General features: G+C 28.1%; 26 protein-coding genes. 25 read left to right on the top strand and 1 reads right to left on the bottom strand.

The window, feature by feature from the left end; genetic code table 4:
• Positions 1-55 precede the first annotated feature (55 nt).
• The 5 genes from CG473_RS03005 to CG473_RS02985 are packed head-to-tail and all read left to right on the top strand — an operon-like array spanning position 56 to position 3,718.
• A complete protein-coding gene (locus CG473_RS03005; RefSeq protein ID WP_094254839.1) occupies positions 56-547 on the top strand; it encodes a hypothetical protein in 492 nt (163 codons plus the stop codon).
• Positions 465-1,121, top strand: a complete 657-nt coding sequence (gene cmk, locus CG473_RS03000; protein ID WP_094254838.1) for a (d)CMP kinase — start codon at positions 465-467, stop codon at positions 1,119-1,121. The genes CG473_RS03005 and cmk overlap by 83 nt, the downstream gene beginning before the upstream one ends.
• A complete protein-coding gene (der, locus tag CG473_RS02995; protein ID WP_094254837.1) occupies positions 1,108-2,421 on the top strand; it encodes a ribosome biogenesis GTPase Der in 1,314 nt (437 codons plus the stop codon). Before cmk ends, der begins: the two co-directional genes overlap by 14 nt.
• Entirely contained in the window at positions 2,421-3,443 is a 1,023-nt protein-coding gene (locus tag CG473_RS02990) for a hypothetical protein (protein WP_094254836.1), read from the top strand. The genes der and CG473_RS02990 overlap by 1 nt, the downstream gene beginning before the upstream one ends.
• The gene (locus CG473_RS02985; RefSeq protein WP_094254835.1) at positions 3,443-3,718 is read left to right on the top strand and encodes an HU family DNA-binding protein; all 276 of its coding nucleotides are present in this window, start codon (positions 3,443-3,445) and stop codon (positions 3,716-3,718) included. The genes CG473_RS02990 and CG473_RS02985 overlap by 1 nt, the downstream gene beginning before the upstream one ends.
• On the opposite strand, the gene CG473_RS02980 is transcribed toward CG473_RS02985, so the two are convergent.
• A complete protein-coding gene (locus CG473_RS02980) occupies positions 3,715-4,167 on the bottom strand; it encodes a Holliday junction resolvase RecU (protein WP_094254834.1) in 453 nt (150 codons plus the stop codon). The genes CG473_RS02985 and CG473_RS02980 overlap by 4 nt on opposite strands.
• A gap of 198 nt (positions 4,168-4,365) precedes the next feature.
• Between CG473_RS02980 and CG473_RS02975 the strand changes: the two genes are divergently transcribed.
• The 20 genes from CG473_RS02975 to CG473_RS02880 all read left to right on the top strand — a co-directional run bounded on the left by CG473_RS02975 (position 4,366) and on the right by CG473_RS02880 (position 24,565).
• Positions 4,366-4,914, top strand: coding sequence for a hypothetical protein (locus CG473_RS02975; protein WP_094254833.1), 549 nt, complete (start codon positions 4,366-4,368; stop codon positions 4,912-4,914).
• A 14-nt stretch (positions 4,915-4,928) separates the two neighbouring features.
• The gene (gene rpmG, locus CG473_RS02970) at positions 4,929-5,069 is read left to right on the top strand and encodes a 50S ribosomal protein L33 (RefSeq protein ID WP_094254832.1); all 141 of its coding nucleotides are present in this window, start codon (positions 4,929-4,931) and stop codon (positions 5,067-5,069) included.
• Positions 5,070-5,193: 124 nt separating this feature from the next.
• Positions 5,194-5,436, top strand: a complete 243-nt coding sequence (gene secE, locus CG473_RS02965) for a preprotein translocase subunit SecE (protein WP_133509988.1) — start codon at positions 5,194-5,196, stop codon at positions 5,434-5,436.
• Positions 5,429-6,046: a transcription termination/antitermination protein NusG gene (gene nusG, locus CG473_RS02960; protein WP_243720100.1), complete on the top strand. Its 618-nt coding sequence runs from the start codon at positions 5,429-5,431 to the stop codon at positions 6,044-6,046. The genes secE and nusG overlap by 8 nt, the downstream gene beginning before the upstream one ends.
• A gap of 37 nt (positions 6,047-6,083) precedes the next feature.
• Positions 6,084-8,567 carry a valine--tRNA ligase gene (locus CG473_RS02955; RefSeq protein ID WP_094254830.1) on the top strand — a complete coding sequence of 828 codons (2,484 nt, stop codon included), beginning with the start codon at positions 6,084-6,086 and terminating at the stop codon, positions 8,565-8,567.
• Positions 8,560-9,396 carry a bifunctional 5,10-methylenetetrahydrofolate dehydrogenase/5,10-methenyltetrahydrofolate cyclohydrolase gene (locus CG473_RS02950; protein ID WP_094254829.1) on the top strand — a complete coding sequence of 279 codons (837 nt, stop codon included), beginning with the start codon at positions 8,560-8,562 and terminating at the stop codon, positions 9,394-9,396. The genes CG473_RS02955 and CG473_RS02950 overlap by 8 nt, the downstream gene beginning before the upstream one ends.
• Positions 9,397-9,574: 178 nt before the next feature.
• Positions 9,575-10,189: a translation initiation factor IF-3 gene (gene infC, locus CG473_RS02945; RefSeq protein WP_094254828.1), complete on the top strand. Its 615-nt coding sequence runs from the start codon at positions 9,575-9,577 to the stop codon at positions 10,187-10,189.
• Positions 10,179-10,358, top strand: a complete 180-nt coding sequence (rpmI, locus tag CG473_RS02940) for a 50S ribosomal protein L35 (RefSeq protein ID WP_424991518.1) — start codon at positions 10,179-10,181, stop codon at positions 10,356-10,358. The genes infC and rpmI overlap by 11 nt, the downstream gene beginning before the upstream one ends.
• Positions 10,359-10,367: 9 nt before the next feature.
• Positions 10,368-10,718, top strand: a complete 351-nt coding sequence (gene rplT, locus CG473_RS02935; RefSeq protein WP_094254826.1) for a 50S ribosomal protein L20 — start codon at positions 10,368-10,370, stop codon at positions 10,716-10,718.
• A gap of 121 nt (positions 10,719-10,839) precedes the next feature.
• On the top strand, positions 10,840-14,613 hold the full coding sequence (locus CG473_RS02930; RefSeq protein WP_094254825.1) for a lipoprotein 17-related variable surface protein: 3,774 nt from the start codon (positions 10,840-10,842) through the stop codon (positions 14,611-14,613).
• A gap of 47 nt (positions 14,614-14,660) precedes the next feature.
• Positions 14,661-15,794: a tRNA 2-thiouridine(34) synthase MnmA gene (gene mnmA, locus CG473_RS02925; protein WP_094254824.1), complete on the top strand. Its 1,134-nt coding sequence runs from the start codon at positions 14,661-14,663 to the stop codon at positions 15,792-15,794.
• Positions 15,763-18,381: an alanine--tRNA ligase gene (gene alaS, locus CG473_RS02920; RefSeq protein WP_243720099.1), complete on the top strand. Its 2,619-nt coding sequence runs from the start codon at positions 15,763-15,765 to the stop codon at positions 18,379-18,381. Before mnmA ends, alaS begins: the two co-directional genes overlap by 32 nt.
• Complete coding sequence (gene ruvX / locus CG473_RS02915) at positions 18,382-18,795, top strand: Holliday junction resolvase RuvX (RefSeq protein ID WP_094254823.1); 414 nt, start codon at positions 18,382-18,384, stop codon at positions 18,793-18,795.
• Between the two features lie 8 nt (positions 18,796-18,803).
• On the top strand, positions 18,804-19,136 hold the full coding sequence (locus CG473_RS02910; protein WP_094254822.1) for a hypothetical protein: 333 nt from the start codon (positions 18,804-18,806) through the stop codon (positions 19,134-19,136).
• Entirely contained in the window at positions 19,136-19,789 is a 654-nt protein-coding gene (locus CG473_RS02905; protein WP_094254821.1) for a BC85_0335 family putative methyltransferase, read from the top strand. Before CG473_RS02910 ends, CG473_RS02905 begins: the two co-directional genes overlap by 1 nt.
• Before the next feature lie 9 nt (positions 19,790-19,798).
• Complete coding sequence (gene greA / locus CG473_RS02900; protein ID WP_094254820.1) at positions 19,799-20,272, top strand: transcription elongation factor GreA; 474 nt, start codon at positions 19,799-19,801, stop codon at positions 20,270-20,272.
• Between the two features lies 1 nt (position 20,273).
• On the top strand, positions 20,274-20,951 hold the full coding sequence (locus tag CG473_RS02895; RefSeq protein WP_094254819.1) for a deoxynucleoside kinase: 678 nt from the start codon (positions 20,274-20,276) through the stop codon (positions 20,949-20,951).
• Between the two features lie 179 nt (positions 20,952-21,130).
• On the top strand, positions 21,131-22,279 hold the full coding sequence (glpO, locus tag CG473_RS02890) for a type 2 glycerol-3-phosphate oxidase (protein ID WP_094254818.1): 1,149 nt from the start codon (positions 21,131-21,133) through the stop codon (positions 22,277-22,279).
• A gap of 10 nt (positions 22,280-22,289) precedes the next feature.
• Positions 22,290-23,813, top strand: a complete 1,524-nt coding sequence (glpK, locus tag CG473_RS02885) for a glycerol kinase GlpK (RefSeq protein WP_094254817.1) — start codon at positions 22,290-22,292, stop codon at positions 23,811-23,813.
• Complete coding sequence (locus CG473_RS02880; RefSeq protein WP_094254816.1) at positions 23,813-24,565, top strand: MIP/aquaporin family protein; 753 nt, start codon at positions 23,813-23,815, stop codon at positions 24,563-24,565. The genes glpK and CG473_RS02880 overlap by 1 nt, the downstream gene beginning before the upstream one ends.
• The last annotated feature ends 222 nt before the right edge of the window (positions 24,566-24,787 follow it).

The raw sequence follows: 24,787 nt of genomic DNA, 5'->3' as shown, positions 1-24,787 counted from the left end.
TCATTGTTTTTTTGCTTATTTTTTGTGTGATAATATTTAAATTAAAGGAGTGAGGTTGCAAACAAGAAAAGTTAAATTTGAAAATTTTCGAAAAGAACTTTTAAGTTCTGAAAATTTGCGTTTAAGTCTAATAAATTCAGACCAGGATCTTAAAAGATTTTTCAATTCATGTAGAGAATTGATCCCTGATTTTGACTTAAAACTTTTTAGTAAAGAAACAATAAATGCAACACACTCAGATATAAGTCATTCGTTTGAACCGCCATATTTAGATTTAACGGAAATTAGGAAAATCGACAATCAAATTTCTAGATTATATTTGCACGATATAGTTCTTGATTATGGTGAAGTATTTGGAGAAGATTTTTATAAGTCACATTTCTTTAACAAAATTTTAGACCCGAATGATTTGGATTTAACAACTAGGGCAAAAATCGTAAAAATTAAACTTGAAAAGGAATCTAATGAAGAAAGTAAACATAGCAATCGACGGACCGAGCGGAGCTGGAAAAAGTTCTTTAGCAAAAGCTTTAGCAAAAAAACTTAATTATACATTTATAAATACTGGCTCATTTTATAGAGCTCTTGCTTATGTAATGAATAAAAAAGCAATTACAGTAGAAGAGTTAATTAAAGATATTGAAGAAATCAAATTTGATTATTTATCAGATGATGAATTTTTTGTTAATGGGGAATTAATTTCAGGTATTTTACAAAGTGATTCAATTAGTCAATTAGCTTCAAATATAAGTCAGTATCCTGAAATTAGAAAATATATTAATAAATATATTATTAATTTAGTTAAAACAAAAAAAGGCTTTATTCTAGAAGGAAGAGACACTACTTACAGACTCGCTCCTAATGCTGAAATTAGAATTTATTTAGATGCCCCTATCAAAGATAGAGCCATGAGAAGACATTTACAGTATTTAGAAGCTGGTATTGAAAGTGATTTAGCACAAGTTTTAGAAGATGTAGAAAAAAGAGATTTTAGAGATATCAATCGAAAAACTGACCCATTACAAATTGTTGAAGGTGTAACTGTTTTTAGAAATTCTGGAGTTAATTTTGATGAGAGCGTAAATCAAATAATTGAAATGGTAAAAAATGTCAAATCATAAAGTAAATAATAATTTAGTTGCTATAGTCGGAAGACCAAATGTTGGTAAATCAACATTATTTAATAGATTAGTTAGTAAAAGACAATCAATAGTTCATGATCAACCAGGTGTAACTCGTGATAGATTATATGAAACCATTGAATGAAGCGGAAAACAATTAAGAATAATTGACACTGGTGGTATTGAAGTAGGTCCGGAAAAATTTGCAGAGCAAATAAAAATTCAAGCAGAAATTGCAATAAAAGAAGCTGATCAAATTATATTTCTTGTTGACGGTCGAGAACAATTAACTAAAGGTGACTTTTTAATTGCTCAAATACTTAGAGAAAGCAATAAATTAGTATATGTTGTTAGCAACAAACTAGATGATAATAGAACTGAAGAGTACGGCGTTTATCAACTTGGATTTGAAAACTATTTTAATATTTCGGCAGTACACGGACAAGGAATAGGTGAACTTCTTGATAGTATTATTGAAAATATCAATTTTGATAATACTAATTTAGATGATAATTTTAAGCTTTCAATTATTGGAAAACCAAATAGTGGTAAAAGTTCATTACTAAATACATTATTAAATCAAGAAAGAGCAATTGTTTCAGATGTAGCAGGAACTACAAGAGATTCGATTAAAGAAACAATCACAATTGATGATAAGCCTTATTTTATTGTTGATACAGCAGGTATAAATAAGAAAAGAAGATTAGTTGAATCAGTTGATCATTATGCTTTAATGAGGGCGATGAGCTCACTAGAAGAAAGTGATATGTCTCTTGTTGTAATTGATGCTACAAATGAAATATCACATTTTGATGCAAGATTAATTGGCTACGCACAGGAATTAAATAAACCGACAATAATTATTATAAATAAATGAGACTTAGTAGAAAAAGAAACTAACACGATGTCTGATTATGTTAAAAATTTTAAAGTTAAATTCCCATTTACTAGTTGAATGCCTATCGTGTTTTTAAGCGCTCTTAAAAAACAAAGAATTCATAAATTAACCGAGATGATTACTAAAGTTAGAAATAACATGGAACAAAAGATTTCTTCTCAAACTCTTAACGAAGTAATAATCGATATGCAGATCATGCAACCGGCTCCAAGTTTTAATGGCGGGATATTACAAATCAGTCACGCAATTAAAACAAAAAACTCAATTCCAACTTTCATTTTTTTTGTGAATAATGTAAAATTCTTACATTTTTCATACAAACGTTATATTGAAAATGAGTTAAGACAATATTTTGATTTTACCGGAACACCGATAAATCTGATATTTAAAAGGAGAACATAGTGAAAAATATTGCAATAATCGGTTTCAAAGAAAAAGGAATGAGTATAGCCAAAGCTTTAAGCTTAAATCACAACTCAGTACAAATTAAAGCTTATTCATCAACAGAAAAAACTACAGTAAATTATAAGAATCATAAATTTAATCCATTTTTTAATGAATCATTAGAAATTGAAAATTTAGAAGTTAGTTCAAATATTGAAAAAACCTTGAAAGATGCAGATTTAATTTTATTTACTGTTGATAATTCAAAGTTGGAAGATTATTTTCCGATAATTTTTAAATACATAAAAAAAGAAGTGACATTACTATTTTTTGAAAAAGGAAATTTCCCTGGAACATATCGAAACGTACAAAACCATCTTTTAGAAATTACAAAAGATAATCCATTAATTAAAGATGTAATGCTAATTAGCGGATCATATAATTTAAAATCTTTATATCAAAATAATTTACAAGTGGTAACACTTAGTGCTTCAAATAAAAAAGAGGCTTTAAAAGTTAGAGAATTGTTTAAGCGAACAAATTTTAGAATTTATATTTCACTAGATGTAATTGGTATCGAAATTTATTCTAATTTAGCAGAAATGGCACAACTAATTGCCGGAATGTCGCAAGGAATGGAATTTAGTAGAGTCACAACTGCTGCAATTATCGGAAGAACTATTTGTGAAGCGGGTAAAATAACCAAAGTATTAGGCGGTCAATATGATTCATTGATTTCTTCTGCCATTTTCCCTTCCGTATTACTACATACATTTGACGAGACAAAAATTAATTTTCAAATTGGGTTAGATGTTATTAGAAAAGGAAAAAGAGCATTAGGAATTACAAAACATAAGTCACCTTTTGATGCATTATTGTTTTTTGTAGAGCAAGCTAAAATATATAATATAAAATTACCTATGTTAAATACAATTTATGGATTGTTACAAAAGGAAATTTCACCTAAATCAGCATTAGATGAGTTTATTAAAACAGATGTTCCTTTTGAGGCAATTCATGATTTTATGGAGGAAAAATAATGACAAAAAAAGAATTGATTGAAAGAATAGTTGATCACAGTGGAGCTGATAAAGCAACAGTGTTAACGATTCTTAATTCAATTTCACATGTAATTACACAAGGATTGATTCAAGAGGAAAAAATTACATTTGGTGAATTAGGTATTTTCAAGACAGCAATTAAAAAATCAAGAGTTGCAAAAAATCCAAGAACTGGTGAACTTGTTGAAGTAGCACAAAAAAGATCAGTTAAATTCACACCAACTAAAAAACTAAAAGAAATAATCGATTTTTAATTAATAAATTTAATAAAATCAATTATCCCTGGAAATTCTAAAGTTAATACTCTAGAATTTTTTTTAAGCCACTCAGTCGAATATGATTTCAAATTAGCAGCATATAAAGCACTACTTTTCAGAAGATAATATTCATCAAGTGAATCAGAATAAATAATGTAATATGCTAACCCACCGTGTTTTGCTATCATTTCAAGATGTTTTGCTTGATGCTTTTTTATGTTGGAAGTTTTTAAAGTATTACCATTAAAACTTTTAGCTTCAATCGAGACATATCTACCCTTGTATAATCCGTAAAAATCAGTTGTACTTCTAAGGTAATGCACTTCGCTATCTTTTCCGATTTTTATTGGGGTCATTTTCTTTTCAAATCAAGCAATTTCATTAATTACATAATGAACTATAGTCTTGTTTATAATATATTCTAAATACATCCCTTTATTCTTCATACATATAAATGCAAAATATTGTCCTTATTTGAAAAAACGCAGTTTATTTTTTGGTTTAAAAAGATACTACATTTCTAAAATTTTTATTAGAAATTAATTTTTAAAAAATAAAAAGTGGAAAATTTCCACTACATTTTACAAATTTTCCTTAGTTCGCTTTTGTGGATGTAATAATTTACCTACAAAAGGAAGTGATTAATGGACAAAAATGATTTTAAAATAAAAATAAAGGAGTCAAGAATAGTTAAATATTATTACGAAAATTATCAACAACAAATTGAAGCTATGGCGCGTAGATGTCTACATGTAAACTATACTTCAACATTAACTGTAGATGATTTAGTAGTATATGCAATTTCAAATACCCCTAGTTTGCTAAGAAAATATGAATCAGATAGAGGGATAAGTCTGATAAATTATTTATATGCACAGTGACGAGTTGAAATGTTGAATTATGTACATGAATACAATAATTCAATCAACAAATTTAATTCAAGTTTTTATTCATATGATGAATGAAATGATATAGATATTGATAGATTTGCTGAAATGGAAAACTTAGACGAAATTTTAAAAAGATTAATAAATGAAAAAAGGTTGTGCCAGCTCAGCGCAAAAATGATTAAAATGGTCGTTGAGGAAAATTTGAACGCAGCAGAAATAAAAATGAAATTATTTCTAAGCGAAAAAAGATTTAGATTTTGCAAAATGGAAATTGCAAATAATTTAGGCGAATTTAATTTTTAAGTTATCATAATGATATGAAAGCAAAAATAGCCTTGGCATGTCAAGAATGTAAAAGAAAAAATTATAAAACAAACAAAAGTAAGCCCGAAAGGCTTGAAATAAATAAATTTTGTAGTAATTGTAGAGCAAAAACAATGCACAAAGAAGAAAAATAGCTCGGCTATTTTTTTAATACTTTAAACTAAATCGATTATTAATTAAATTATCTTTAAATTTGATTTATATTTTATAATCTTAGAATAAAAAACCAATCATAAACAACATAGCTAGAAGGTATTTGTGAAAAGACGCTCAAAAAGAATGAAAGTAAGGAAAAGTCGGAAAAGAAACTGACTTTTAAGACAAAGTATTTTGTTTGTTAAAGAACTCAAAAGAGTTAGGTGACCGACTTTAAGAGTTAGTTGAGTAGCTTTTGGTAAAATTATTATCTTCACAATTATATTTTCGTTATTTGTTTTTGCATTAGCCACTGGCGCAACGGCTGCATTAAACGCAATAGGAGTAGGAGTATCCAATGGATAAAGAATTATCTGGCAATATTAAAAAAGATCATAAGTACACATGATATATGATTTCAACAAGTCCGAATAAAGAAGAACAAGTTATAGAAGCTTTAAAGAAAAAAATTGAAACAGAAAGAGTAGAAGAGTACTTTTCTGAATTTAAAATTTTTTATGAAAAGAAAATAACTAAAAAAGAACTTGAAAAAAAACGAAACGGACAAGAATACAAAGTTAAATTAATCAATTTGTATAAAGGTTACATTTTTATAAAAATGCAAATGACTGATGAAACTTGATATATTACTCGTAATACTGAATATGTTACCGGACTTATTGGTTCACACGGTTCTGGAGTTAAGCCAACACCTATTTCAAAAAGAAGTTTTCAAAAAATGAAAGATACAGAAATTGAAATGGATAAATCCTTTGAAGATGAAATTAATTCAACACCTTTCAAAGTTGGTGACCAAATTAGAATCGTTAAAGGTGAATTAGCAAGCGATGATGAAAATCAAATTTACAAAGTTACTTCAGTAAGCGAAATACGTAAATCAGTAACAATTGATTATGAGCTTTTAGGCAAAAAAAATTCACTTGAAATTGACTGGACAGATATCGAAAAGTACTAACCTAGGTTGGTATATTTTTTATTATTAAGGGGAAATTATGAATTCAAAATATGATCATATTTTAGTTGAAAAAGGTAAAAATGAAAAATGAGTTAGTAATGGTTATTTTTCAACACACGATAAATCTAAAAAACCATTTTCAATTCTTTTACCACCTCCAAATATAACTGGAAAATTACACATTGGACACGCATTAAATACTTATTTACAAGACACTGTAATACGTTATAAAAAATTACAGAACTTTGATGTTTTTTGAATTAGTGGGACAGATCACGCTGGTATTGCTACACAAGTTAAAGTTGAACAAAAATTAGCTTTAGAAAATGAAACTAAGCATGATTTAGGACGAGAAAAATTTATTGATCTTACTATGAAATGGAAAGATGAATATCAAAACATCATTCATGAACAATGAGCAAAATTAGGATTAGCACTTGATTATAAAAACGAAAGATTTACATTAGATGATAAAGCAAATTTAGCAGTTAATAAAGTTTTCATAGATTTATACAATAAAGGAATAATATACCGTGATTATAGAGGTGTTAACTGAGATCCGAAACAAAAAACTACATTGTCAAATATGGAAGTTTACAATAAAGATGTTGAACAGAAAATGTATTACATTAAATATTATTTTGAAGATCAAAAAAAATCTGGAATCGATTTTATTATAAGTGCAACAACAAGAACAGAAACATTATTTAGTAATGTTGCCTTAACTGTTCATCCAGATGATGACAGATACAAACATCTAATTAATTTAAATGTTATTAATCCAATTGATAAAAGAGTTATACCAATTTTAGCAGATAAATATATTGACCCTAATTTTGGAACTGGTGTTATGAAAGTTTCTGCTCATGCAATAAATGATATTGAAATAATTAAACAAAATAATTTAGAAGTCATTGAGTCAATTGATGAATCTGGAATTATGAATGAAGCCGCTTTAAATTGAAAAGGAAAAGACAGATTTACAGCAAGGAAAGAAATTGGTGAATTTTTAAAAAATACTAACCAATTAGAAAAAGAAGAAACTACAATTTCGGCAATAGGTCATTCAGAAAGAACCGGAACACCAATAGAAATTCTTGCAAAAAAACAATGATTCGTTGATGTTAAAAGAATGTCAAATTTAGTACTTGATCATTTAAAAACTGATGACAAATTAATTTCATATCCAGCAAGATTTGAAAAAGATTTAGTTCGTTGAATGGAAGAGTCTTATGATTGAGAAATTAGTAGACAACTATGATGAGGACATAGAATACCGGCTTGATACAATGGTGATGAAATAAAGGTTCAAGTTGAAAGTCCTGGTAAAAATTGAATTCAAGATGAAGATGTTTTAGATACATGATTTTCATCTGGAATTGCTCCTTATTCATTCCTTGGTTGACCAAGTGATTTAGAAAATCTAGAAAGATATTTACCAACAGACTTATTAGTAACAGGTTATGACATTTTATTTTTTTGAGTTGCAAGAATGTATTTTTTGACTTTGGAATTCCAAAATAAAAAACCATTCAAAGCAGTTCTATATCACGGTTTAGTGCGTGATGAACAAAGACGAAAAATGTCAAAATCACTAGGTAATGGAATTGACCCAATGCAAATAATTGATTCATATGGTAGTGATGCATTAAGATGATTTTTAACAACTAATACAACAGCTGGTATGGATATAACTTATAGTGAAGAAAAAATTAGGGCAGGATGAAATTTTTGTAACAAGATTTGAAATATTGCAAGGTATTTAAAACTTCAAAATGATGATGAATCTGATTCTGAATCAAAATATGATTTATGAATTGAGTCGAAATTATCTCAATTAGAAAACAATATATCAAACTATATAGATAAATACGAATTTACTCTTATTGGAAAAGATATTTACTCATTTGTCATGGATGATTTTTCTTCTGCTTATTTAGAATTTTTGAAAGTTAGACCAAGCAAGAAATTTAGTTTAAAAATTTTTAAAAATCTTTTAGTTGTGCTTCATCCTTTTTTACCTTTTTTAACAGATCATATTTACAAGGAATTATTTAATGAAGAATTATTAGAATCTAGATTAAATAAATTAAGCGTTAAAAAAATTGTCCCAGAAGTAGATGATCTAATCGAAATAATTGCAAGGTTAAGAGAGAAAAAGCAAAGTTTAAATTTTAGTTCAAGTGATCAATTTATTTATTGAATGGATACTAATTCTTTTGATGAAACTGATTATGAAGCAATTGATAAATTGGTTAAAGCTAAAAAAGAATATAACAATGGAGAAATAGTTGTTAGCGGAAAATATGAAATCAATATATTGATTCCAGAAAATGTTAAAGATGAAATTATTAAAAACAAAAAAATTGAAATTGATAGAATAAAATCTGAAATTTCTAGAGCAGAAAATATTTTAAAAAATGAGCAATTTCTAGCTAAAGCACCAGCTAAAAAAATACAAGATGAAAAAGAAAAACTTTCAATTTACAAAGAACAATTAAAGGCGTTATTGAATGATTAAATTGACAAGCAAAATAATGGCTGTCGAATTAAAAGAAAACCTAAAATCAGAAATTGAAAAATTAAAAAGCAAACCAAAATTAGCAATAGTCTTAGTTGGACAAAATCCTTCTTCATTAGTTTATGTTAATGCCAAATTGAAAATGGCAGAAGAAATTGGAGTGAGCGGTCATTTAATTAATTTTGATGAATTCGTTACACAAGATGAAATTATTAAGTCAATATCAAAATTAAATGAAAGTATGGATGGAATAATTATTCAATTACCATTACCAAATCATTTAGATAGGGTTAAAATTTTAAATTCGGTCGATCAATTTAAAGACACTGACGGGTTAGGCGATAAAAATCAAAATAGTATTATTTTAAATCAAAATGAATACTTCATTAAGCCAGCCACCGCTCAAGCAATTTTACTATTCATGGACTATCATAAAATTGATTACAAAAATTTATCAGTTGGTATAGTTGGTAAATCCAGATTGATTGGAAAACCACTTTTTCACATACTTTCAAAAATTAATGAAAAAGTTACGGTTTTTGATAAAAGTACAACAATTAATGGGACCGAAAAGTGCGATATTTTAATTGTAGCTACAGGAGTCATAAATTTAATAAAGCAGCAAAATATTAAAAAAGGTGCCATTTTAATTGACGCTGGATTTACAAAAATTGATAACAAAACTTTTGGAGATGTTGATTTGGATTCTGTAAAAGATAAAGCTTCAGCCATAGCACCGCCATTAGGTAGTATTGGACCAATTACTGTTTTATCTTTATTTTCGAATCTAATTGAGTCAATTAAAAATAAAAAAAATAATTATAAATAATGTGGTATATTTAATAAGCAATTAAATTGCAGAAAGTAGAATCACTTCTCGCCTGATGGTCTAAACTGTGGGCATAGCTACAATTTAATAATTATTTTTTAATTATTTTTTAGTTATATAGGGGAGTGGATTAGTCCACTTTTTTTATTAAACCAGGAGTTAGAAAAAATCAAAATCTATGAATCAACCAAATAAAAAATCAAAAAAAGCTATCAATAACGACGACACATTTATCAACGACGCAATACCTTTTAAAAAAATGTATGTTATAGATGAAAATGGAGAAAATTTAGGAATAATGCCTAAAAATGAAGCACTAGATTTAGCAAATTCAAAACGTAAAGATCTGTTTTTAATTCGTGTCGACCCAAGACCTATTGCTAGAATTTTAGATTATGGTAAATATAAGTATCAATCAAAGAAAAAAGAAAAAGAACTTAAAGAAAAGCAAACAACAATTAAAAATCGTCAAATAAGATTGACTCCATTAATTGGTGAAAATGACCTAAAAAATAAAGCTAAAAAGACTCGTGAATTTTTACTTGAAGGAGATAGAGTTAAAATCTCTTTAAAATTTAGAGGAAGAGAATTAGCTCACCAAGAAATTGGTCACGAAACTTTAAAACGCTTTTTTGCATTAATTGAAGATGTTGCCAAAATTGACAAAGATCGAACGTTAAATGCTGGTAAATTCCTAGATATGATTATTCATCCTGACAAGAAAAAAATTGCTAAATACCAAAAAGAAGAGCAGATAAACAAAGGAGACCATGATGCCAAAAATGAAGACTAAAAGCTCACTTAAAAAGAGAGTTAAAATTACAGGTACCGGTAAAGTAAAAAGAGGTGCCGCTTATCGATCTCACTTAGCGCAAAATAAAACAACAAAACAAAAAAGACAATCACGTAAAGGTGGACTAATGCACCCAAGTGATTACAAAAGACTGAAAGATCTAATATAGGAGGAATTCATGAGAGTTAAAACAGGACCTGTCACACGACAAAGAAGAAAAAAATGACTAAAGCTTGCAAAAGGATACTGAGGTCACAAATCAGTTGGATTTAAAGTTGCAAAACAAGCTGTTGTTAAGTCATGAACCTATGCTTTTAGAGATAGAAAACAAGTTAAAAGAGATTTTAGAAAATTATGAATCGCTAGAATTAATGCTGCTACAAGAATGCATGGAATTTCATATTCAAAATTTGTAAATGGACTTAAAAAAGCTAATATTAAAATTAATAGAAAAATGCTTTCAGAACTTGCTATTCGTGAAGAAAAAACATTCCTATTATTAATTGAAATAGCGAAGAAAAATTCTTAATTTTTTAACCGCATATTAGCGGTTTTTTAATTTAATTTAGCGATTCTAAAAAAATTAGATTATTTTTTGTTTGCTATAATATACGAAATATTTCGAAAATGTTATTTATTAAGGATGATGTATGGATAAAAAGGTTAAAAAAGTTTTAATTGGACTTGGAATGGCAGCTGGTTCTACTGCTGTAATTGCTGGTTTTGGTATTGGTGTTGTTTTATCTACAAACAATGTTGATGTACAGCAAACTGAGGTACAAAAACGTGAATCAGTAGAAGTTTTAATTAAATCTAGTGGAGCTGAATTAACTCCAACTTTAACTGCTGCATTACAAAGTCAATTAGAAGCTGGAACTATTACTGCTACAAGTGTAACTCCTTCAAGAATAGTAATTTCAAATGAAAATAATGATTTAAATTATACGGTTACTGAACTTAAAATTTCTGAAGATTTTTTATCATTAAATGCAGTTATTCAAATTAGCGCTGCAAACTATCCTGACATTGCTCCGGTTACTTATGAAAAAAAAGTTGATACAAAAGGTATTGATTTTTCAACTCCAGATAAATTACTAACTTTAAACAGTAGAGCTGCTTATTTAGAAGAAATTATCAAAGCTTCTAGAAATAGAATAACTAATAATTTTTTATCTTTTCCAAATTATCAAAATGCAGTTTTAACAGATTCAACAATTAAAAGTTTTTATTCTCAATTACCAACAATTGTTTCTACACTTAAAAATTCAACAGGAGCCTTAATTTATTTACCGCAAATTAATCCTTTAAATATTGAAGCCATTAAGACTAATAGTGCTTTTGAAGGTATAAATATGAGTTTTGAGTTTATGGGATATAGTGCTGCTGATAATACAACAGGTAATATTTCAATGTCATTTAGAGCAACTACACCACAACTAGCAGGTAGTGCTCCTTTTAATAGAGAATTCACTTTAGAATTTACAACATATAACGACAATATGTTCATAGCAGAACAAATTATTAATAAGCATTTTGAAGGAACAAGTGCTACCTTATTAACTGATGGATCACAAAGATTGCAATTCCCAAAAATTACTACACCAAATAGAAAAATACTACCAAGTTTTGTTAGAAATAGCAATGTGGAATTAGTTGCTTCATCACCAGATTCAACTGTTACAGTCGATATAGCAACTAATATTAGCATTAGTGAAAATGATTTATTTGATAGCAATAATTTAGCTGCTGCTGTTAGAAATCCAGATGGTTCATTATTAAGTTCTGCACAAAGAGCTGCATTAGTAAGTTCTCAATTAAGATATGAAGTAGGTTATGTAGGTCAAAATCTTTTAGATAGATTTAACGGTACAATACCTCCAATTTCAGTTAACTCAACTCCTGCTCAAAATGAAGCATTTGATGCAAGAGTTTGAACATTTGTTTATGAAGATCCATCAATTGAAAATAATTTAAAATCTGTAATTGGAACACTTGACCCATTTAATACAATTTTAACTAAAAAAGAATACTTTTTAAATCAATCTCAATCTACAGCTGATACAGGTTATGTATTAACTCAAATAGTTGTGTCTTTAAATGGTTTTAAGAAAACTTATTTTAGATACATTAGACGTTTAGCTAATGATAAAACTATTGATGAATTATTTAACGGTACCGGAGCAATTAAACCTGCTATTACTGTTTTACCTAATAGACAATCTGAATTAGGTAAATTGCTGCCAACTTCATTTATTAATACTTCTACAAATAATTTTGATACTGAAACATTGCTTGCAAATTTTAGATTGCCTAACCAAAATGCAGCTCTATCAATTACACAAACTTGACCAAATCTACGTTATAAAATAGTACCTGATCAACCTACTTCTGCAAACGATATATCAGGAACAATGACTGCAACTGTAAACGTTTATGCTACAGAAGCAGATTTAGAAAATGATGAAAATGTTGTTACAACATATCGAACAACATTAACAGGTTTTGCTGATCAAAGAACAGAAAATCAAATTAACTTAAATAGACTTATTACTGAATTTAGACAAATGCGCCCAACAATTTTAGGTACTGATAAGCAACCAGTTGATATTTCAAAAATCAAAGCACAACAAGTTACTAAAGATAACGTTGTATTACAGCAAGTTGTTGAAGAAATTGACGGTAAAATGGTTACAAAATACGGCGGAACAATTACGCTAATCGACGTTCTTACACCTTCAGCTGCTAATATTACTAGAGGAATTGTAACTTTAAGAGTTAGATTCAGTGTTGGTACAAGCCCTAATGTAGTTAGTCAAACTTCTGATTTACAAATTTCAGGATTTTTAACAGATGAAAAAGAAATTGCAATCGCTGTTGAAGAAGCTAAGGCTTTACTTGCTGATGTTAATGCACTTACTTACGTTCCTGAAAACCGCAGTTCAAATCAAGTAGCTGGAAACACCGAAGCTCAAAATAAAGCTTTAACATTACCTGGTAATTTAACTGCTGCAAACTTTTCAATTAATCCAATAACGCTTGAAGGCATTACAAAAATTAGTGATAAATTATCAGTTTCAATTCCAAGTGTTGATCGTCAAAATGACATTAACGGATCATTAAATGTAAATATTAATATTAGTTATAATTCAGTAATTAGAACTACATTCCCAATTGCAGTTAATGGTTTTAGAACTAGAGGACAATTAAATATTGATTCAGCTACAATTATTTGAAAAAGAAATAATCCAACTGTAAAAGCATCAACTTTTCCATCTTCTGAAACAATTCATACATTACTTAATGCTATAACTGTTGGTTCAGTAAATCAAAGTGATTTATCAATTTATTCATTAGTTACTTCAGATATTAAATCTGATGATAAGTTAGGAACACTTGAATTTACTTACAAATTACGTGATGATAACCAATCTATTGAACAAGCAAATTCTTCAACTGTTAAAATCACTGGATTTTTAACTGATGCTCAAGCTGAAGTTAATGAAGCAAAAGTAGTATTTAAAGTTGGTGTGCCTCAAACAAGCGATGCAAAAAGACCCGAAAATATTACTAATGCTGAAATTTCTTCTTGAATTCAATCAGTAACAATAAATGATACTGTTAAAACTGCTGGTGCAGGAACTGATGCAAATACTTATAGTTTCTTAGTTGATTCAGTAACTAATAGAACAAATTCAAATGAAAATGGAACCATTACATTTAACTATAGAATAAAATCAAATAATTTAACTTCAGTTATGTTAGATGGAACAATTACCGGATTAGTAACTAATGATCAAAGTACAATTAATTCATCTGCAACACCTGTAGTTACATTGAAAGACACTTCTAAAACCAAAAAACCTGATGCAGTACAAGCAGATGATTTTATTATCACAGCCGGAACTAACCAAGGTACAAACAGTAGAATTTTATATCAATTAATGTTCCCTGGTGTTGAAGGTTATAATGAAGAAACTCAAAAACCAGTAGCAAATGCAAATAATGAAAATGCTGTTGATTTATGAATTAAATTAAGCTTAGCTTCAAATCCAAATGCTTTTAGACTTGCTAAAATAACTGTTGGTGGCTTCACTGCTCAATCTATTGTTGATCAAAATTTAGTAACTGCAAGAACCAATGCAATTAATGAATTTAATACAAGAATTAATTCTGCAGACTCCTCATTTAATTGATGGAATACAGAAGGTAATCAACCAACTTTAGAAAGCTTTGAAAAATTACCAGATGAGCAAAAATTAGCAATGCTAAACTTTACTAAAGAATCAGATGTAAAATATGCATTTACAACAACATATAATAAAGAAACAAATCCGCAAACAGCTACATTAACATTTACAGTAACACGTAATGCAGCTAAACCTGAACAAGCAACTGTTCTGATTAATAAGTTCTTTAGTAGTTAAAAACAGGAAACCACGCGATGTGGTTTTTCTTATGTAGAAAGGAAAATATGGCAAAAATAGTTGTCGGACTATCAGGTGGTGTTGATTCAGCTGTTAGTGCTTATTTATTAAAAAAACAAGGTCATGAAGTAATTGGCCTTTTTATGCGTAATTGAGATTCATTAGCTAACAATGATATTAAAGGAAATGACACAATTAACGATGATATTTGTCCGCAAGAATCAGATTATCTAGACGCAAAACAAGTAGCAAAGGAAATTGGAATCCCGATTCATAGAGTTGATTTTATTGATGAATACTGAGAATATGTATTTGAAAATTTCATTTCAGAATATAAAAAAGGAAGAACTCCTAATCCAGATATTTTATGTAATAAATACATCAAATTTGATAAGTTTTTAAATTACGCTTTAAAAACATTTGATGCTGATTTTGTTGCAATGGGTCACTATGCTAAAGTTGAAAATTCTCATTTATTTAAAGCGGATGATGAATCAAAAGATCAATCGTATTTTCTTGCTCAATTAAGCCCTAAGCAACTTGAAAAAATAATAATGCCTTTAGCTGAATATACTAAAAAAGAAGTTCGAAAAATTGCTCTAGAACAAAATTTAATTGTTGCAAATAAAAAAGATTCAACTGGAATTTGTTTTATTGGAGAAAGAAATTTTAGTCAATTTTTACAAAATTATATTCCTGCACAACCCGGAAATATTGTGTCAGCTGTAGATAATAAAGTTGTAGGTCAGCACCAAGGAGCTATGTATTTTACAATTGGACAAAGAAAAGGATTGAATTTAGGTGGAATGAAAGAACCTCATTTTGTTAGCGGTTTTGACATAGAAAATAAAATTGTTTATGTAGCACCTGTTAGTCATAAACAATTATTAATTTCATATCGTTTACATGCAAGTAATTTTAATCAAATAATAGATGAATTAAATTTTGATTTTAGTAACATAACTGCCAAATTCCGCTATAGACAAAGTGATATTCCTGTCGAAATAAAAATATTAGAAAACAATGAAATTGAAGTTTACTATCCACAAGGAGCTGAAGCAGTCACTCCAGGACAACAAGTTGTTTTATACAAAGGAAATAGATGTATTGGTGGAGCAATAATTGAAGAAGTTTTTGCAGAAAGAAGAGATGATGAAAAAATTAACTTCCAAAGAAATTAGACAAAAATGAATTGATTTTTTTGTTTCAAAAAATCATTTTTATTTAGAAAGCAAATCTCTAGTTCCAATTAATGATCCATCTTTGTTATGAATTAATTCAGGTGTTGCTACTTTAAAACCATACTTTACAGGTGAAAAAAAACCACCAGCTTTAAGATTAGTTAATTCACAAAAAGCAATAAGAACAAATGATATTGAAAATGTTGGTGTAACAGCAAGACATCATACATTTTTTGAAATGCTTGGTAATTTTTCAATCGGTGATTATTTTAAAAAAGAAGCTCAAAAGTGAGCTTTAGAATTTCTAATTGATGTATTAAAAATGGACCCTGAAAAACTTTTTTATACAGTCTATAAAGAAGATGAAGAAGCTTATCAAAATTGAATAGATTTAGGAATCCCAAAATCAAAAATAATTAAAGGCGGACGAGATACTAATTTCTGAGATGTTGGTTTAGGTCCTTGCGGTCCTAATAGTGAAATTTTTTATGATCGTGGTCAAAAATATGATTCAAGAGGAATTGAAATTTTAGAACAGGATCTTGAAAATGATCGATACATTGAAATTTGAAATCTTGTTTTTTCAACTTTTAATAACGATGGTAAAAATAATTATAGTGAACTAAAATCCAAAAATATCGATACTGGTGCAGGATTAGAAAGAATCACATCAATATTGCAAGATGCTCCAACAAATTATGACACTGATTTATTTTTACCAATAATTGCTGAAATTGAAAAGCTTTCAGGTAAAAAATATGATATTGAAAATTACTTTGTAAATGAACCTAAACAAACTGAAATAAATACTGCTTTTAAAGTTATTGCCGATCATATGCGTTCAGCCGTTAATGCTATAGCTGATGGTGTTAAACCTTCTAATATAGGTCGTGGTTACATAATTAGAAGATTAATTAGACGTTCTTATAGAATGGCTTATAAATTAGGAATTAAAGAACAAACATTTTTATATAAACTAACACCAATTATCAAAAATGCCTTAATTTTTGATTTTGATTCAGAAAAAGTTAGCCAAATAATTCAAAAAGAAGAACGCATTTTTTCTAAGACAATAGATTCAGGTCTTAAACTTTTAGAAAAGGAAATGTCACGCCAAAATTCCAAAAAATTTGATTCAAAAATTGCATGAAGATTATTTGAAACATATGGATATCCGGTTGAATTAACAAAAGAAATTCTATTTGAAAAAGGGATAAATCTTAATTTAAAAGAAATTGATAAATATAGAGATGAGCATGCAAATAAATCAAGAAGCAACAATTCTCAAGCAATGAAGTCTGTTATCAATTCACTTGCTTTAATAACAAAAAAAATAGGTTCATTTGTTGGTTATGATCTTTTAGAAAATGAAAGTAATATTTTATTTCTTGCAAACACTAATGCTGAAATTAATAAAAGTAATTCAAAAGATATTTCATACTTAATATTAAACGAAACACCATTTTATGCTACTGGTGGTGGACAAAAACATGATCAAGGTTATATGTTGCAAGGCGATAACAAAATTGCTGTTTTAGAAATTTTCAAAGATAAACACGGTAATCATATTCATAAAGTTCAAGGAAGTATCGATATTTCTAAACCTGTTAAAAGTTTTATAGATAAAAACAATAGAACAAATTTAGAAAGAAACCATTCTGGTACACATTTGCTTTTCAAATCATTGCGTGAACAATTTGGAATGGAAATTAAACAGCTTGGTTCAAACAATAATGAAAATAGATTAACTTTTGACATGCCTGCAAATTCAAAACCAACACTAAAAGAAATATTTGAAATTGAGCAAAGAGTAAAATCATATATCAATGCAAAAGTTGATCGTGTTTATTCAAATACAGATGTTGAAAATGCTAAAAAAATGGGTGTAATTATAACCATAGAAGAAACAGAATATATGGACCCAAGTAATGTAAGAGTGGTTAGTTTTCCAGGAATTACAAGCGATTTATGTGGTGGAACACACATTAAAAATACTGAATTTATTGAAGATTTTAAAATAACAAGTGTTGAAAATAAAGGTACTGGAATTTATAGAATAAGCGCAGTAACAACTCATAAACAAGTTAATAAATTTATTAAATCCGAAATTGAAAAATTAGATATTGAGCAAAAATCTATTGTTGATAAAATTGTAAGTTTAGATAGTAATTTTGATATCAATAAGGTAGAGTATGTAAAATCGATTGATGAAATTAATTCTAAAAGAAATTTAATTGATGAGTTGAGGCTAATATTAAAAAACCTTATTAAATCTTCAGCAAATAAAGTTAGCAATAATTTAGAATTACAAAAACTAAGTATAGATGATATGGATATTTTTTGAAATTCGAATGTTGATAGTTCTATTCTAAGTTCTCAAGCAGCAGCTTTACGTTCAGAAAAACCTAATTCATTTATTTTACTTTTATCAAAAATTAGTGGTGATAAATATAAAATTGTAATCACAAGTGAAAATAATGATTCTAAAAAATTATGAGCTTATTTTCAAAATGAATACAACCTAAAAGGTGGCGGTAATTCAAAAATGATGCAAGGTGTTTGTGATTTTATAAAGGAATTAAAATAGATGAGAATTGTTGGTTTAGATTTAGGTTCAAGATCATGTGGAATTGCTATTAGTGATCCATTCAAAATGTTTGCTAATCCTTTGGAAAATTACTTTTTTAAGGAATATGATTTTAATTCACTTATTAAACATATTGCAACGTTATTTGATGAATTTAAAATCGAATCATTTGTTTTGGGATATCCACTTAGACAAACAGGAACTAAAAGTCAAACCACTGAAATGATTGAAGATTTTAAACTATTACTTGAATCACAATTTAATTTGCCAGTTTACTTAGTAGATGAAAGGTTAAGTACCAAAAAAGCCAAAGAAATTTTAAAACAAGGTAAAATTTCAAGTACGAAAGCAAAAAATCATAAAGATGTTTTAGCAGCGGTAATAATTCTAAATGAATATCTAAATAATTTTTAGGAGCAATCATGAATATAGAAAAAGAAATAGAAGATAGATCAATGGTTTTTGAAGATTCAACTGAAGGAATTGGATTATTAATAATTCCAGAAGAAGATGAAGAACTAATTTTCGTTTATATTGGCGATGATATTTTAGTGGCTACAATAATTGAAGAAGACGAATCTATTCAAATAATCGGACTGCTTAGTGAATACACATATTATTTAGATTTATTTATGCAAGCGATGACAGAAGATTCAGAAGTTAGAGATCTTGTTTTTGGATTATTCAATTATTATGAAAAAGAATTTCCTTATATGAAAGAATACGAATTAAGATTAAAAAGCGGTAACAATTAATGGAACTTTGAAAAATAATTTTACTAGTCTCAGCTGTTGTTGTGACAATTGGTGGATTAGGATTTTATATTTGAGTTCGTTTCTGGATTAAAAAGTATCGTAAAAAAATGAATGATGGTAATAGTATTTTAGATTCAAAAATTAATCGACCAAATGGTGGTGATGTTGATATGAATTTAAAAGAATCGCTTGGTTCAAAATTTGATATTTTTGATTTAGAAACAATACTGAATTTTTTATATCGCAATTCATTTAGAAAAATTAAAGTAATAGGTGATGACAGTATTTTTATAACTTTATCGATTTGAAAACAATTGCAATTTATTAAAATAACTAATCCTGAATTTGATAATGAATTAATTGAAAAAGTCAAAAATGATTTTCCCGATTATAGAGAATTTATAAATGAAGAAAATTCAAATGATTATGATGCATTAATTATCAATAAATCAAAATTTGATTATAATAAAACTTATGACACATTTATTAAAGATGTAAAAGAAAAAGGCACATTAATAATTGTGGAAAATAGTAATAATTTAATTAAAGAAGATTTTGAAAGCCTACAAAAACATTTAAATTATTTAAAGGAACATCACGAAACAATTAAAGTAAAAAACAAGATTACTTTTATAACTAAAAATTTTAATTAAGGAGAGATCATGTCAAAAATTCACGACATTAACGCAATACATTTAACAAAAGAAACTTTTGATGAATATAAAAAAGAAATGGACCATTTAATAAAAGTTGAACGTCCAAAAGCGATTGAAGAAATCAAAGAAGCAAGAGCACAAGGTGATCTTTCTGAAAATGCTGAATATGATGCAGCTAGAGAACAACAAGGTGTTATTGAAGATAGAATCTCTGAATTAGAAAAAATAATTTCTAATGCTGTAATTATCAAGAAAAATACTTCTAAAACAGTTGGTATCGGTTCAATGGTGCAATTTAAAAATTTAACTACTAATGAAATTTTTAATATTAAGATTGTTGGAAAATTAGATGCAGATCCATTTAACAATTTAATTTCTTTTGAAAGCTCATTAGCTAAAAGTTTAATGGGAGCAACTAAAGGTGAAACAGTTGAAGTTGATGCACCTGTAAAATACAACGCAGAAATTTTAGAGGTTTAAAGTGATAATTGGTATTTCTGGCATGATTAGCGCAGGAAAATCTTCTCTAGTTAGAGAACTAAAAAAAGGTTATCCTAAATCACTTTTTTTAGATGAATTTTCCGAAGGTGATGAAATATTTAATACATTTTTGAAATGACTTTATGAAAAAAAAGAACATTTAACAATGTCATTTCAAAGTTACATAATAGAATCACATTCAGCTAAGTTTCATGAAATATTAGATGATTTTAATCAAAAAAAATTAAATAAATTTGAAGATCATATTTTTTTAGATCGTTTTGCAATTGAGCATTATATATTTGCCTATTTAAACCTTTTACCTAAAGGAACAAAATATATAGAAGCTTATGATTCTTTGTTTAGTAAGATGATTTTTGAAAAGGAAATTCCTGATTTTGCAATTTTCTTAGATATTGATTTTGAAAATTTTACAAAAAGAATTCTTAAAAGAGGTAGACAAGTCGAAGTAGATAATTTTGAATTAAATAAGAAATATTTCAAAGATTTACATGACATTTATAAGCCTAAATTTATCGAAATGGCAACTAAATATAAAATTCCTTTTACAATTGTAAATACAGTTGGAAAAACTGAAAAGCAAGTTTATAATGAAGTTGTTAATTTAGTTGAAATAATTACTAAAGCCGAGAAAATAAAATATAGTCACAAAAATTAATTGACGCAATATGATAGACATCGCTTCTATCATATTTTTTATTTTTAAGTTAAAAATTGTAAAAATTAAGAGAAAATGTGGAAATTTTTTTCAATATTAAAAATCATAAATATAAAGATTTAGATTTACATAGATAATTATCTCATAACAAAATCCTATAAAGAGGAAGAAAGGAAGTTATGAGAAAATATGATGTATTAATCATAGGTGGCGGAATCATAGGCGCCAGTATCGCTTATGAATTAGCAAAATATGAATTAACAACATTATTAGTTGAAAAAAATCCTGTCTTTGCAAAAGAAACAAGTAAAGGTAATTCTGGTGCAATACATGGCGGTTTTGATCCAGAACCTGGCAAACTTGAAGCTAAGTTAAATGTTCTTGGTAACGAAATGTGAAGAAACATTGTTTTTAAAGATTTAACATTTCCAAGAGCACAATTAGATTCACTAATAATAGCTTTTAGTGATGAAGAAATGAAACATGTTCATATGCTTTATCAAAGAGGTTTAACAAATAAAGTACCTGCTGAATTTATGAAAGTTCTTTCAAAAGAAGAAGTCTTAAAAAAAGAACCGAATTTAAATCCTGATCTTAAAGGTGCATTATTGTGTACTTCATCATGAGCAATTAATACTGTTAAAGCAACTGAAGCATTTATTGGTGCTTCAAAACAAAATGGGACACAAACACAACTAAATTCTAAAGTGACTGCTATAAAAGAAGTTAAAGATGGCTTTGAAGTTGAAATTAATTTAAATGAAAAAATATTTGCAAAACGAATAATAAATGCAGCTGGACATTATGCAGACATAATTGCACAAATGGCTGGTTATCCTGATTTTAAATTAACAACTCGAAGAGGCGAATATAGAGTACTTGATTCATCGCAATCAGGAATTGTAAATTCAATTTGTTTTATGGTGCCAACGATTCACGGTAAAGGTGTTATTGTAACACCTACTTTAGATGGAAACATTTTAGTAGGACCAACTGCAGAAGATGGAGTGGCAAAAGAAGATACATTATTAGTTACAAGAAAAATGTATGACTACATTGGAAAAATTGGAAAAAAAATAGTTCCTTCATTAGATTTAGAAAGAACATCAATGGTTTTTTCAGGTTCGCGTCCAATTGATATTGAAACTAATGATTTTATTATTAAAGCTGCTAAATCAAACAAAAACTTTATCAATGCAGCCGGGATGCAATCGCCAGCGATTGCTTCTGCACCTGCAATTGCTTTAGAAATTGTCAAATTACTTCAAGATAGTAATTTAGATTTAAAAAAACGCTCAAATTTTAATGCAAAGTTTGAAGTTATTTAAAAAGGAAAATATGAAAGATAAATATATTATTACTCTAGATTCAGGTACAACAAGTTGCCGGACTCTAGTTGTTGATCAAAAAGGTGAAATCAAAGCTGTAGCTCAGCATGAATTTACTCAATATTTCCCACGTTCAGGTTGAGTTGAACATGATGCATTAGAAATTTGAAATATTCAACTTTCAACAATGCAAGAAGCTAAAAATGCTGCAGATATCAAATCAGATAATGTTGCTGCTTTAGGAATAACTAACCAACGTGAAACAATTGTTTTATGAGATAAAGAAACTGGAAATCCTGTACATAATGCAATTGTATGACAAGACAGAAGAACTAGTGAATATTGTGATGAATTAATTGCAGCCGGTCATTCAGAAATGATTAGAAGTAAAACAGGGCTTATTATTAATCCGTATTTTAGTGGAACTAAATTACGTTGAATTTTAAAAAATAGTGAAAAAGCTCAGAAAAAACTTAAAGAAGGAAAATTATTAGCAGGAACAATTGATTCATGATTAATTTATAAATTAACTGGTGGAAAAGTTCATGCTACTGACGTTTCTAATGCTTCTAGAACAATGCTATTTAATATTCACACATTAGAGTGAGATAAAGAAATTTTAGATCTTTTAGAAATACCTATGGAGATTTTACCTAAAGTTTATTCATCAAGTGATTCGAAAAATTACGGAACTGTTTTACCTTCTTTATGAAGTAATAGAGCTAAAGGAGTTGTTCCAATTACAGGTGTAGCTGGTGATCAACAATCTGCTTTATTTGGACAGTTAGGTACTGAAATTGGTATGGTTAAAAATACTTATGGTACAGGTTGTTTTACTCTAGTAAATACTGGAACTAAGGCAGTTGAAAGTAAAAATAAATTACTTACAACAATTGCTTGAAAATTAGGAAATGAAAAAACAGTTTATGCTCTAGAAGGATCAGTTTTTGTTGCAGGAGCAGCAATTCAATGATTGCGTGATGCCTTGCGATTAATGTATAGATCGGAAGAATCTGATTTTTTTGCAAATCTAGTTAATGATGATCAAAGAGTCTACATTGTACCTTCATTTACAGGATTAGGTGCGCCGTATTGAGATTCATATTCAAGAGGAGCAATATTTGGTCTTGAAAGAGGAACTAAAAGAGAACACATTATCAAAGCTACACTTGAATCCATTGCATATCAATCAAATGATTTAATTGCAGCTATGGCTAAAGACTTAGGACACCCTATTTCAACAATTAAAGTTGATGGTGGAGCATCTAAATCTAATTACTTAATGCAATTCCAAAGTTCAATTAGTAAATTGGCAGTAGTTAGACCAGTTAATACCGAAACAACCGCAATGGGTGCTTCATATCTAGCTGGTTTAGCTGTAGGTTATTGAAAATCATTAGATGAAATTAAAAAAATAGTAAAAGTTGATAAAGAATTTAAACCACAAATAAATGATAAAGAAATTAAAACTTTAATCAAAGGTTGAAATGAAGCAGTTAAAAGAACACTTAACTGAACAAAGGATATAGAATAATGGATTGATCAATTTTAGGTGCTGAATTTTTAGGTACATTTATACTAATAATTTTTGGTGTAGGAGTTAATGCTTCTGTTAGTTATTCAAAAATGTTTGCTAACCAACCTGGTAAGTGAATTGTTGTTGCAATTGGTTGAGGACTTGGAGTATTTCTAGGAGTAATTGCAGCTAATGCAGTTGGTTCTACAAATCATATTAACCCAATTGTTACAATTTATGCAACTGTCGCAGGACTTTTACCTGCAGTGCAGTTTGTCCCAGTTATTTTAATGCAATTACTTGGTGCTTTTAGTGCAGCTTTATTGTTAGATTTTATTAACTGAAATCACATTAAAGAAACTGATTTAGAAACAGTAAGAGGAAGTCACTGTACAGGACCAGCTTATTCTAACTTTAAAGAAAAAGGTTTAATTCAAAACTTCAGTTACGAACTAGTTGGTTCATTAGCATTATTAGGAATGATTTTTGCTTTAGGTAAAAGTGGTAATTCATGATCAAATATTTTAGGGCCAATTCCAGTTACTTTAATAGTTACAGCTATTGGTATTTCACTAGGATCATCAACAGGTTATGCAATTAATCCTGCTCGCGATTTAGGTCCAAGATTAGCATTCTTAGTTACTGAAGCATTTGTTGCAATTAAAACTAAAAAAGTTAAAATTGGTGCTAATTGAGGCTACGCATGAGTACCTGTTTTAGCTCCAACAATTGCAGCTGTTATTATTGGTTTAGTAGCAAGATTTGCTTAATATTTATTTATAAAAATTTTAAACACAAGTGTGAATGCATTTGTGTTTTTTGCATAATTTAATTGTGACTTTTTATCCATATGAGAAACATGTGAAAATAGTTTATTAACTACATAAATCAATTTGTTCTTAATCACAAATTTTAGGGAGCAAGTAAAAATTAACGGATTTAAAATTTTATTTTTTTTAGAAACTTAAAATTAAGTCTCATTTTTACCTTAG

The sequence above is a fragment of the Mycoplasma testudineum genome (genome assembly GCF_002245785.1).
Lineage (GTDB): Bacteria > Bacillota_I > Bacilli_A > Mycoplasmatales > Metamycoplasmataceae > Mycoplasmopsis_B > Mycoplasmopsis_B testudinea.
This window is presented reverse-complemented; position numbering and strand designations above follow the sequence as displayed.